The organism is uncultured Ruminococcus sp. (assembly GCF_937915125.1).
GTDB lineage: Bacteria > Bacillota > Clostridia > Oscillospirales > Ruminococcaceae > Ruminococcus_C.
In genome coordinates this window covers 1-11831 of record NZ_CALDMP010000012.1, presented here as the reverse complement: position 1 = coordinate 11831, position 11831 = coordinate 1, and the positions used below count along the sequence as shown (strand labels likewise).

Annotated in this window: 9 protein-coding genes; all 9 read right to left on the bottom strand. The window is 52.8% G+C overall.

Annotated features, from left to right (window positions below; translation table 11 throughout):
• Positions 1-162: 162 nt before the first annotated feature.
• Positions 163-3720, bottom strand: coding sequence for a chromosome segregation protein SMC (gene smc, locus Q0418_RS01060; protein ID WP_298481692.1), 3558 nt, complete (start codon positions 3718-3720; stop codon positions 163-165).
• Between the two features lie 286 nt (positions 3721-4006).
• Positions 4007-4669 carry a hypothetical protein gene (locus tag Q0418_RS01055; RefSeq protein WP_298481691.1) on the bottom strand — a complete coding sequence of 221 codons (663 nt, stop codon included), beginning with the start codon at positions 4667-4669 and terminating at the stop codon, positions 4007-4009.
• A gap of 11 nt (positions 4670-4680) precedes the next feature.
• Entirely contained in the window at positions 4681-5697 is a 1017-nt protein-coding gene (locus Q0418_RS01050; RefSeq protein WP_298481690.1) for an elongator complex protein 3, read from the bottom strand.
• The gene (rnc, locus tag Q0418_RS01045) at positions 5684-6391 is read right to left on the bottom strand and encodes a ribonuclease III (protein ID WP_298481689.1); all 708 of its coding nucleotides are present in this window, start codon (positions 6389-6391) and stop codon (positions 5684-5686) included. The genes Q0418_RS01050 and rnc overlap by 14 nt, the downstream gene beginning before the upstream one ends.
• 3 nt (positions 6392-6394) lie before the next feature.
• Entirely contained in the window at positions 6395-7408 is a 1014-nt protein-coding gene (gene plsX, locus Q0418_RS01040; RefSeq protein WP_298481688.1) for a phosphate acyltransferase PlsX, read from the bottom strand.
• 286 nt (positions 7409-7694) lie between these two features.
• Positions 7695-7925, bottom strand: coding sequence for a hypothetical protein (locus Q0418_RS01035; protein WP_298481687.1), 231 nt, complete (start codon positions 7923-7925; stop codon positions 7695-7697).
• Positions 7926-8615 (bottom strand): hypothetical protein, encoded by a 690-nt coding sequence (locus Q0418_RS01030; RefSeq protein ID WP_298481686.1) that lies wholly within the window; start codon positions 8613-8615, stop codon positions 7926-7928. It lies immediately after the preceding gene.
• Positions 8616-8677: 62 nt separating this feature from the next.
• Positions 8678-9988, bottom strand: coding sequence for a methylenetetrahydrofolate--tRNA-(uracil(54)-C(5))-methyltransferase (FADH(2)-oxidizing) TrmFO (gene trmFO, locus Q0418_RS01025; RefSeq protein WP_298481685.1), 1311 nt, complete (start codon positions 9986-9988; stop codon positions 8678-8680).
• The coding region (gene topA / locus Q0418_RS01020; RefSeq protein WP_298481684.1) for a type I DNA topoisomerase at positions 9985-11831 on the bottom strand (1847 nt) is incomplete at its 5' end. The genes topA and trmFO, both read right to left, overlap by 4 nt.

Genomic DNA, 11831 nt, shown 5'->3' with positions numbered 1-11831 from the left:
GGGTATTTCGCCGTCTGCGGACGGCGACCAGGGACGCTGTCCCTGGACTCTGCCAGGGCTTCCGCAGCCCTGGACCTGCGCCAGCTGTGCTCAGCTGGACCAGCATGATGTGATACCTTTTCAATTGCCTTACGCAAACACACTTCATTTTGCATTATGCATTCAATTCAACGCAAATTCCTCCTGCTCCATTCGCAGCAGACGGGAAATGCCGTCCTCCTGCATGGTAACGCCGTAGAGCACATTTGCCTCTTCCATGGCGCTCCGGCGGTGGGTCACCAGAATAAACTGGGTAGTATTCGTAAAGTTTTGCAGATACTGAGCATACCGCCGCACATTGCCCTCGTCCAGCGCCGCATCAATTTCATCGAGAATACAGAACGGCGACGGACGCAGCCGCAGAATGGCGAAATAAATGGCGATCGCCACAAAGGACTGCTCTCCGCCGGACAGAGAGATCAGATTCTTGATGACCTTTCCCGGCGGTGCCACCTTGATCTCGATGCCCGATTCCAGCACATTCTCCGGATCCGTCAGTTCCAGCCGCGCTTCGCCGCCGCCGAAGAGATCCTGGAAAATGTCTTGGAAATTCCGATTGATCAGGGTAAAGCTCTCTGAAAAAATACGCTGCATTTCTTCTGTCAGGGATGCAATCAGATCTTCCAGTTCCTCCTTGGCAGTCTGTGCATCCTTCATCTGCGCCGACAGGAATTTATATCGCTGGGACACCTCATCATATTCCGCAATTGCCGCAACGTTGACTGTCCCCAGCGCACGGATCTTACTCTTCAGACTTTGCAGTTCCCGCTGTGCCGCCTGCAGATCTTCTAAAGGCTGCGCCAGCGCCTGTGCTTCAGAGAGTGACAATTCGTACTGTTCGAACAGCTGCCGGATAACGCCGTCATAGTCGCTCTGTACAGACAGCTTTCGTTCTTCCAGCCGGCTCATTTCTCCGGAATACTTCTCCCGTGTGGCATTGGTTTCCCGCAGACCATTCTGTATCTGCCGGATCTGCTGATCCTGTGCATCGTGTACCTGCTGCCAATGCTGTATCTGTGCCTGGCTGTCGGTACGGTCGTTTTTCATCTGTTCGATTTTCGCATTGCCCTGGGTGATTTCTTCCTGCTTCTGAGAGATCAGCTGCCGCTGGACTTCCATGTCCGACCGAATCTCCTCCAGCCGCTGCGCCATGGACTGCTGCTGTTCGCTCTGCTGCTGCATTTCCCGGGATAGAGTCTCCATATCCTTTTCCAGTTCCATCATGCCGATTTTCAGCTGGGCACGCCGGTCTGCAAGCTTTTCCTGCTGCTCCTGCAGAGCACTGCGTTTGTCTGTCTCCTGTTCCAGTGCCGCCTGCGCCTGGACAATATCCTGTTCCGTCTGTGCTGCCTGGGCTTTTGCGGCAGTGTATTTCTCCACGGCTTCGTCCAGACGGCTTTGCAGGGATACCTGCTGCGCCTGTGCTTCTGCAAGGCGTTCTGCCGCCTGCTGCTGCATATAGCCGTACTTTTCCAACTGTGCATTTGCCGTCAGGCTTTCCGATTCCGCCTTGCGGCATTCTGCCTGGAGTGCTTCCATCTGCTGCTGTAACTGCACTGACTGCGCCTGGGCTTTCTGAAAAGCATCTGCCGCCTCTTGTTCCTGCTGTTCCAGGGTCTGTACCTCCCCGGACAGTGCCGTCAGTTCCGCACGACGTGTGAGCATACCGCCGGAGCGCTGTGCCGAACCACCGGTGAAAGAACCGCCGGCATTGATAACCTGACCATCCAGAGTAACAATGCGAAAACGATACTGATGTGCCTTTGCAATTTCCGTTGCCGCATCCAGATCTTCTGCCACAGCAATACGCCCCAGCAGGAACCGGACAATATCCGCATATTTCGGATCATAGCGCACCAGATTGCAAGCCAGATCCACAAATCCATCGTGACGTTCCAGACCGGTCTCTGTCAGTTGCTTTCCACGGACAGAGGTCAGGGGCAGAAATGTGGCACGTCCGGCACGATTTTGTGCCAGATAGCGGATCCACTGCTTTGCAGCATTTTCATCCGCCACGATGAGATTCTGCATCGCACCGCCCAGGGCGGTCTCAATTGCCACGCCGTATTCCTGGTCGGTGGTAATCAGCTGTGCCACGGTGCCGAACACACCGTGAGGCTTTCCGCCGTCTGCACGGAGTACTGCCTTGACACTGCCGGCAAAGCCCTCCATGTTGCGTTCCATATCCTGTAACAGCTTTTGCCGCTGGCGTTTTTCCCGGAGTGCAAACGTCGCCTGTTCCCGGCGCTTTCGTCCTTCTTCCAGTGCCTGTACTGCATTGGCATAGCGCTTCTGAAAGCCGCTGCGCTGGTTCTGTACACGCTGCAGTTCTGCCTCTGCCTGCTGCGCCTGGGACTTTGCCGTCTGGTATGTCCCTGACTGAGCTTCGCACGCCTGTTTCAGGGCATTCTGCCGCATGATATGCTCTGCCAGCTGGGCACGGAGTTCCTCCTGCTGTCCTGCTGTGGTCTGCTGCATGACACGGAGTTCACTTTGCTGCACATAAAGCTGCTGTAATCTGGCGTTAGCCTGTTCATACTCCTGTCCCCGCATTGCGGCATGTTCTTCCAGTTCGTTCCACTGCTGCTGAACTTGTTCCGTCTCCAGAGACAGCGCTTCCCGTTTCTGCCGCAGCTGCACTGTTTGTTCCGTCAGAGAGGACATGCGGTTTTTCATGCCCTCAGACTGCGACTGAGTCTCCTGCATCTGCCGTTCCAGACTTTCCAGGGTCTGTTTTCCATGGGCAATCTCATTTTCACACACGGCAACTGCCGCACGGAGCTGTGCAGCTTCTTCTTCCGCCTGCTGGATCTTCTGCCGGATGGCTTCGATCTGGAGGGTACTCTCCTGCATCCGGCGATAGCCCTCCTGCACCTGTTCATCTGCACGCTGGATCTCCAGTTCAGCGTTCTGATATTCCGCCTGTGCCTGCAAAAAGCCGTCAGAGAGTGCTGTCAGCTTTTCTCGCAGTGCCGAAAGTCTGCGCACCCACAGGGAGATTTCCAGCTGCTTCTGTTGACCGGCAAGTTCCACATATTGTTTCGCCTTTTCCGCCTGATGACGCAGAGGTTCCACACGGGATTCCAGTTCCGCCACGATATCCTGGAGACGCACCAGATTATCCTGTGCTGCATCCAGCTTTCGCTGTGCCTCCTGCTTTTTATAGCGAAACTTGGAGATACCCGCAGCCTCTTCGAAAATATCCCGGCGGTCGGTACTTTTGGCACTGACGATCTCCGCAATACGTCCCTGTCCGATAATGGCATAGCCGTCCTTGCCCATGCCAGTATCCATGAACAGCTCAGTCACATCTTTCAGGCGGACATTTTTGCCGTTGATGCGGTACTCACTATCACCGCTGCGGTACAGCTTTCGGGTAACACTGACTACCTCACCATAGGTATCGCCCAGTTCGCCGGTCTCGTTGTTGATCTCCAGAGTGACAGCGGCAAAGCCCATGGGTTTCCGGGTTTTTGTACCGGAGAAAATGACATCCTCCATTTTGTTGCCCCGGAGGGTTTTAGTGGACTGTTCTCCCAGTACCCAGCGCACGGCATCGCCGATATTGCTTTTACCGCTGCCGTTAGGGCCGACAACAGCAGTCAGCCCCTTGTCAAAGGTCAGTTTGATCTTATCGGGAAAGGACTTAAATCCCTGCAGTTCCAGCGACTGTAAATACATACACACATCTCCTTTCGTTTTCAGATTCGCATCCGAGCGAAGCGAGCCGTCTTTTTTCTTTTTCGCTTCCTTTTTCTTTTTTCAGAAAAAAGAAAAAGGAAGAAACACCCTCTCTATCAAGTTAACGCATAGCATACAAAGCACAAACGCTACTAAAATAACTTCCCCATACAAGCAGTGTAAATTCAGGATTCCAAAGTAAACCATACAGTAAAACCCCAAACAGCGTTTGTGCGAACCCAGGCGAACAGCGAGCAAAGCGAGCGAATTTCGCCGTCCCTTTTCGTCAAGTCTCATCCAGAATACGACTTTCCCACTGCAAAAACCGCACTGCATAAATCTTTCCGCCAAAGTCCGACAGCGGCACCAACGTTTCCGCTTTCTCCAGCGGATCCATACACCAGTACTCCCCGTCCGTACTGCTGACGATGAGCACATAATGATAGCTGCCTGTTCCGCCCACACGCACCCGGACAATGGGGTAGCATCCATCTTCCAGATGCTTGTCCAGTTCTTCGGCTGCCAGTTCCGATGCATCCTTTTTCGTCACAGATATCCCCGTCACCTGCTCCAACACATCCCATTGCAGATTGCCCTCGCTGTCATAGACACCTTGTCCTGAAAAAAATCGGTTCACTTCTCCGGCATCGGCATCAGCAGATAAACCATCCACAGAAAAGCCCTGCATTTGCAGCACTGCCGCCACGCAGCATGTCAGACAGCCGGAATTACTCATGGTATACTGGGAATCACCCAGCTTGTCCGACTTCCATGCATCGTCTTTCTGATAGAAGCAGACCACGTTTTCCGGAGCATATTCCAGGGTTGTCTCCACAGAAACCGGCGCTGTACTCTGCCGGCGATACAGGACATAGCCTGTGCCGAGCCCGACCAACAGAACGACAATAATTACAATCAGGATCCAGATCTTATGGTGTTTTTTCTGCATGGCATTTCCTTTCACGAAAACAGATCGTATGATCTTTTGCCGACACGGAGCTTACCGGACAACACATCCGTTGTTTCCACAGCTTTCAGCGTCACCCCACGCTCCGCCAGCCACTTTCGGTTACACCCATGCTGTCCCAACAGTTTACTCAAGGTTCCCAGTGCGGTTTCCACAAACAATTCCGGTTTTCCATCATCCTCCGCCGCTTGTTCCAACACACGGCGGTACAGTCTGGACTCCACCAACTCCCGATACGCCGGATGATAATACCCGGCAATCATCCGTTCCCGGATGGACGGTGTATCATGAAGTCCCAGCCGGATGACACGCACACCTTCCTGGGCACAGCGACACAGAGCGTCTGCACAGAATTCCAATACTTCCTCCTGCGTTAATACCGGATAAACGCCATCCTGACAGCATTCCGCCAGCTTCGTTCCCTCCAGCACCACTGTGGGATAGATCCGCATGGTATCCGGTCTGCATCGGAGCAGCTCTTCCAGCGTGTCATATTCATCCGCCAAAGTACTGCCATACAGTCCCACCATCTGCTGCAATCCCAAGGAAAACCCGGCGCTGCGGATCGCTGCACTTGCATCCCGGACAGCCTGCGCCGTATGCCCACGTGCATTTGCTGTGAGAACCGCATCTGACATACTCTGTGCACCCAGTTCAATTGCTGTCACGTGGTATTGTTTCAGCCGTTCCAGAACCTCCCAATCAATGGCATCGGGACGTGTGGAAATACGGATGCCCTGGAATTTTCCTGCCCCCAGAAAAGGCTGTGCCGCCTCTAGCAGCGCAATCTGATATTCCGTCTCCACTGCCGTAAAGCTACCGCCAAAAAAGGCGATCTCTGCTGACTCCAATGGCGCAGAACGTTCCAGCATTTCCCGGCAGGTCTGTGCGATCTCCATCGGTTCCGGGGCATTCTGGGTGCCGCTGATGGTACGCTGGTCGCAGAAGCTACACTGGTGTGGACATCCCCGATGGGGAATGAAAAAGGCAAGTGTCTTATGCTTTGCCATAGCCCATGAGCGACAAGGCTTCCTTTGCCGCCAGCTGTTCTGCCGCCTTTTTGCTGTGTCCGACGCCCGTACCGATGACGTTAGAATTCAGACAGACCTCCACTTTAAACGCCTTATCATGATCGGGACCGGATTCGCTGACCAGTACATATTCCACCTTTTCCTCCGGGTTCTTCTGGACGACTTCCTGCAGCTGGGTCTTGTAATCCTGGAATCCAATGGGTTCCTTTTCCCCGGGATTGTCGGGAATAAACCGCAGAATATGACGCTTTGCCGCATCCATGCCGCCGTCCAGGAAAATTGCCGCAATGACTGCTTCGAAGGCATCTGCCAGAATAGAGGAACGCTCTCTGCCGCCGGTGTGTTCTTCACCCTTTCCCAGCAGCAGGAACTCGCCCAGATGGATCTCCTGCGCAAAGACATGGAGCGCCTTTTCACAGACCATAGAGGCACGAAGCTTTGTCAGCTCGCCCTCCGGCATATTGGGGTATTTATGAAACAAAAATTCAGACACTACGATAGACAGCACGCTGTCACCCAGAAATTCCAGCCGTTCATTGCTGTTGCGTGTCTTGCGCTTTTCATTTGCATAGGAGGAGTGAGAAAGTGCCTCCAGCAGCAGATGTTTGTCATGAAAATGATAATGGATGTAGGTCTCAAACCGTCCCAGATCCACATATTCGGTATGTTCCATTGCTTACTTTCCTCCGATTTTTTCCGACCGCATGGCAGAAACGGTCTCTGTTATGGTCTGCACCACATTTCCGGCAACACAGTCCCGTGCCTGCCGAATGGCATTGAAAAATGCGATAGCATCTGAACTGCCATGCGCCTTGATGACAGGCTTCTGAACACCCAGCATCACAGCACCGCCCACTGCCTTATAATCCATTTTTTTCGTCAGTGCCTTGATCTTCGGCAGAATGAGTAGCGCCGCCAGTTTTCCGGTGAAACCAGCAAAGAGATTCCCCTTCATCTGGTGTGCCATGAATTTGCCCATGCCCTCGTACAGCTTCAGCGCTACATTGCCTGTAAAGCCGTCTGTCACGACCACATCTGCCGCACCAGTGGGCAATTCCCGGGCTTCGATATTCCCAATAAAATTGACCGGTGCCTGTGCCAGCTGGACATAGGATTCCAGTTCCAGTTCTCTGCCCTTTGTTTCCTCTGCACCTACGTTCAGAAGTGCCACACGGGGATTTTCCACGCCCATGACATTCTGCATGTAGGCACTGCCCATAATAGCAAACTGTACCAGCATTTCCGGGCGGCAGTCATTATTTGCACCGCCGTCAATGAGGATAAAAGGCAACTTTTCTGTGGGCAATACCGGTGCGGCTGCGGCACGTTTGATACCGGGGATACGCTTTACAAGAAAGGTTGCCCCCACCAGCAGTGCTCCGGTACTTCCGGCGCAGACAAAGGCATCGCCCTTGCCATCGTGGAGCGCCTGCATCCCCACTGCCATGGAGCTGTCCGCATGCTGTTTCAGCAGCGTAGTCGGCTCCTCGTGGATGTCGAACACTGCCGGTGCATGGAGAATTTCCATGCCATCCAGGGCAATATTATTTTTGGCAGCGCAGTCCTTGATCTTGTCCGAGTCACCTACCAAGGTCATAGTCACGCCCAGTTCTTTCACAGCCTGAGCGCTGCCCCGGATGACCTCCAGCGGTGCGTTGTCTCCGCCGAATGCGTCTATTAAAATGTTCACGATTTTTGAGTTCCCCCATTTCGTTTTCTTCAGAATGAGGAATTAGGAGTGAAGAATGACGCGGACTTTTCCGTCATTCCTCAATTCTAACGCCTGATTCATCAATTTCATTTGTGGTCACCTCTAAAAACCCGCTCACCCGTCATCTGCGGCGCATCTTTACGCCATCTTCCCTTGTGGAAAAACTTGAAATACATCGAGTATTCCTGCGTTTTTCCGCAAGGGAATCTGTCGCAAATCTGCACCACATCTGACGGATTCGGGGTTTTTAGAGATGCCCTTGTTCCTAAAAAATTCCGGCATAGTTCAATGGTCCAAGCATCATCAGCAAGCCAATCCCTGCTAAAATTATGCAAATCGCCATGAGTACCAGACTAACGATTCCCAGAACCAACAATAGAGTTTTCTGATTTTTATGCCAGAAGCAAAAAAACAGAATGCTTCCGATCAATAGCATCACTGCCGGCACTGCAAATATCAGAAAAATCATCAGTCCCAGCCCCAGAACGATTCCCATTTACTCTACCTCCGTGCCGCCCCATTCGACCACGGCAAATCCATTCCGTGTGAACGGTTCGATCTCCGCTTCTTCCACTGTGAGCGGTTCGTCCAGTGCCTGATATGCCATAAACACACGCAGCACGCTGTCCGGTTCCGGCGTAATTTCCAGCTTTGCAGCATCCGTATATGCATCCTGCTGGAAAGTAATGAGGTTATAGGGATTCTCCTGCATCCGGGGAAGCCAGTAGACAATAAACTCGTTGTACTCCCTTGGCGTCAGACCCATTGCGGACAGGGTTTCCTGCAAAAAATGGGCAGTATCCTCGCCCTTGACCACAAAGCCCTCGGACATATCCCATGCAGTCTGAGACATGCCTTCCCAGTACAGATAGGAATATTCCTTTCCGTCTGCAAGGTTTGTCAATGTACCATCGGGCTGGGCAATGACATTCCAGCCGTTCTCATATGCCGGGTAGGTGCAGGTCAGTTCCCCGGCAAAATCCAGCCTGACGCTGACTTCGGTTTCTTCTTCGGGATAGAGGTAGATAACAGGTTTCTTCTCATATTCGATATAATCAGTGGTGACAGTGGTTTCCCTAGTTTCTTCACTGGAAGAAGTACGTGTTCCGCCGTCCGTGATACATCCGGTCAGAACGCATTCACTCAGACAAACTGCCAGTACAGCCGCAATGTATTGTGGTTTCATGTTTTATCCCTCCGTTGGTTGGTTTGGGTATGCTTTTGTACGGCATGGTGTTTTTTTCGTTTTCAGGAATCGTTTTCTGACAGATAGGATTCCAGTGCTGCCATTGCCCGGTCTGCGTATGCCTGATATTTTTCCTGCTTGCCACGGATACGCTCCGGCAGATCCGGCAGGATACCCATATTGGCTCCCATGGGCTGGAAATTCTCCGTAGGTGCGCTGCTGATATATGCGGCAAGTGCACCCATCATGGTCTCTCTGGGCAGGATGAGGGGCGGCTTGCCTCGTAATTGCCGTGCCAGATTTTTTCCGGCGAGAATACCGCTTGCCGCAGATTCCATATAACCCTCTACACCTGTCATTTGACCAGCAAAATAGAGATCCTCTGCCCCACGGAATGCATAATCCGCATTCAGCAGCCGGGGACTATCCAGAAAGGAATTCCGGTGCATCACACCATACCGATGGAACTCCGCATGTTCCAGCCCCGGAATCATAGAGAATACCCGGCGCTGTTCCGGAAAGCGCAGATTCGTCTGGAATCCCACCAGATTGTACATGGTGCCCTCCCGGTTTTCCTGACGCAGCTGTACCACTGCCCAGGGACGGTGTCCTGTCCGGGGATCCGTCAGCCCCACAGGCTTCAGCGGCCCAAACCGCATGGTATCCATACCCCGGGATGCCAGCACCTCAATGGGCATACATCCCTCATACACCCGGAAAGCATCCTTGTCGCAGTCGTGCAAAGGCGCACGCTCCGCAGTTACCAGTGCTTGATAAAAGTTCTCATATTCCTCTTTGTTCATGGGACAGTTGATATAATCCGCATCGCCCCTGCCGTATCGTGCAGCGAAAAATATCTTTTCCTTGTCCAGACTCTCAAAGCTGACAATGGGCGCCGCCGCATCAAAAAAGCTCAGTCTTGTACCACAGCGTTTTTCGATATCCTCCGCCAGTTTTCCAGCCGTCAGCGGCCCTGTGGCAACAACCGTAGGCGTATCAGGGATTTTCTCCACCACAGCCGTTTCCAGCGTGATATTCGGGTGATTTCGGATTGCCTTCGTCGCCAGATCGGAAAACTGTTTCCGATCCACTGCCAGCGCACCGCCGGCAGCAACGGCAGACTTCCGGGCACACTGCATCAGCAGTGAACCCAACCGTGTCATTTCCGCCTTGAGCAGACCTGCCGCAGAATTGATGCGGTCTGCTTTCAGGGAGTTGGAACAGACCAGTTCTGCCAGTCCTTCATAGTGATGTGCCGGGGTATACTGCACCGGCTTCATCTCCAGCAGATGCACAGAAAAACCAGCCTCTGCCAGCTGCCATGCCGCTTCGCATCCGGCAAGACCACCGCCAATGACTGTCACCTGACTCATGACGCACCTCCGCCCACAGGACGGGAGTAGCCGCAGTTCGGCTTTTCGCAGACAAGTGTACCCGACTTTCCGCCCTTCTGAAACAGCGTCGAGCCGCACTCCGGACATTTTTCCTCCGTGGGAACATTCCAGGTCATGAAATTGCAGTCCGGATAGGCATTACATCCATAAAAGCTGCGTCCACGCTTGGATTTTTTCAGAATGATCTTACCGCCGCAGAGCGGACAGCTACCGGCAGTTTCCTGAACGATCTTCTTGGTGTTCTTACACTCCGGGAATCCTGGGCAAGCCAGAAACCGGCCGTATTTTCCGATCTTGATGACCATATTTCTGCCGCACTGATCGCAGACAATATCCGTTTCCTCGTCCGGTACCTTGACACGTTTGCCTTCCATTTTTTCCTCGGCAGTTTCCAGTGTCCTGGAGAAGTCACCGTAGAAATCCTCCAGGGTTGCCACCCAGCTCTTTTGGCCCTGTTCCACTTCATCCAGGTTATTTTCCATTTCCGCAGTGAACTTCACATCCAGAATATTCTCGAAATGCTCTTTCATCAGCTCCGTGGTCACTTCGCCCAGCACTGTCGGCTTCAGCTGTTTTCCCTCACGTTCCACATAGAGGTGTGACGTAATGGTAGTGATCGTAGGCGCATAGGTACTCGGACGACCGATTCCGTTTTCTTCCAGTGCCTTAATGAGCGTTGCTTCGGTATAGCGAGGCGGTGCCTGGGTGAAATGCTGATTCCCCTCCAGAGACTTCACCTTGATCTCCATGCCATTTTCCAGCTCCGGCAGATTCTTGTTTTCGCCCTTTTCACTCTTTGCGTCATCGTACAGCACTGTAAAGCCCTCAAATTTCACAGTGGAACCAGTTGCCTTGAAGATACAGTTATCCGCTTCAATATCCACGGAAACAGTATCCATAAGTGCATCTGCCATCTGGCTGGCAATAAACCGTTCCCAAATGAGCTTATACAACTTAAACTGATCCGCTGTCAGGCTGGACTTTACCCGATCCGGTGTCAGATCCGGCATAGACGGGCGGATAGCTTCGTGGGCATCCTGGGCATTTTTCTTGGATTTGTACACACGAGATTCCGGCGGCAGATAATCTGCACCATACTGTGCAGTGACATAATCCGATGCGGCTTTTTGCGCCTCTTCGGAGATACGCAGACTGTCAGTACGCATATAGGTGATCAGACCGACTGCACCCAGTCCCTCAATATCCACGCCCTCATACAGTTCCTGTGCCACTTTCATGGTACGCTTGGACTGAAATCCCAAACGATAGGAAGCATCCTGCTGGAGGGTCGAGGTAATAAAAGGCGGTGCCGGATGTCTTTTTGTGACACGCTTTTTGACATTCTGCACGGAATACGCAGCATTCTGGAGCCGTGCCAGCAGTGCATCTGCTTCTTCTTTTGTGGGAATCTCTGTCTTATCCACACGCGCGCCGTCCACTTTCACCAGCTTTGCCCCAAAGATCTTCCGGGACGGAGGTGCAGTGAACTTTGCATCAATGGACCAGTATTCCTGGGGCACAAAGGCACGGATCTCGTTTTCACGGTCTACCACCAGACGTACTGCCACAGACTGCACACGGCCAGCAGACAAACCCCGGCGCACCTTTTTCCACAGGAATGGGCTGAGCTTATAGCCTACCAGACGATCGAGAATCCGGCGTGCCTGCTGGGCATTCACCAGATCCAGGTCAATTTTATGGGGATGGCTCATACCTGCCTGAATACCGCTTCGTGTGATCTCGTTGAATTCCACACGATTGTCCGCATTCATATCCAGGTTCAGCATTTGTGCAATATGCCAGGATATGGCTTTTCCTTCCC

What these genes read in the sequence shown, in the direction of transcription:
- Q0418_RS01035 (WP_298481687.1), bottom strand. Translation starts at nt 7,925, where the DNA reads ATGGGAATCGTTCTGGGGCTGGGACTGATGATTTTTCTGATATTTGCA.
- trmFO (WP_298481685.1), bottom strand. Translation starts at nt 9,988, where the DNA reads ATGAGTCAGGTGACAGTCATTGGCGGTGGTCTTGCCGGATGCGAAGCG.
- Q0418_RS01050 (WP_298481690.1), bottom strand. Translation starts at nt 5,697, where the DNA reads ATGGCAAAGCATAAGACACTTGCCTTTTTCATTCCCCATCGGGGATGT.
- Q0418_RS01055 (WP_298481691.1), bottom strand. Translation starts at nt 4,669, where the DNA reads ATGCAGAAAAAACACCATAAGATCTGGATCCTGATTGTAATTATTGTC.
- rnc (WP_298481689.1), bottom strand. Translation starts at nt 6,391, where the DNA reads ATGGAACATACCGAATATGTGGATCTGGGACGGTTTGAGACCTACATC.
- Q0418_RS01030 (WP_298481686.1), bottom strand. Translation starts at nt 8,615, where the DNA reads ATGAAACCACAATACATTGCGGCTGTACTGGCAGTTTGTCTGAGTGAA.
- smc (WP_298481692.1), bottom strand. Translation starts at nt 3,720, where the DNA reads ATGTATTTACAGTCGCTGGAACTGCAGGGATTTAAGTCCTTTCCCGAT.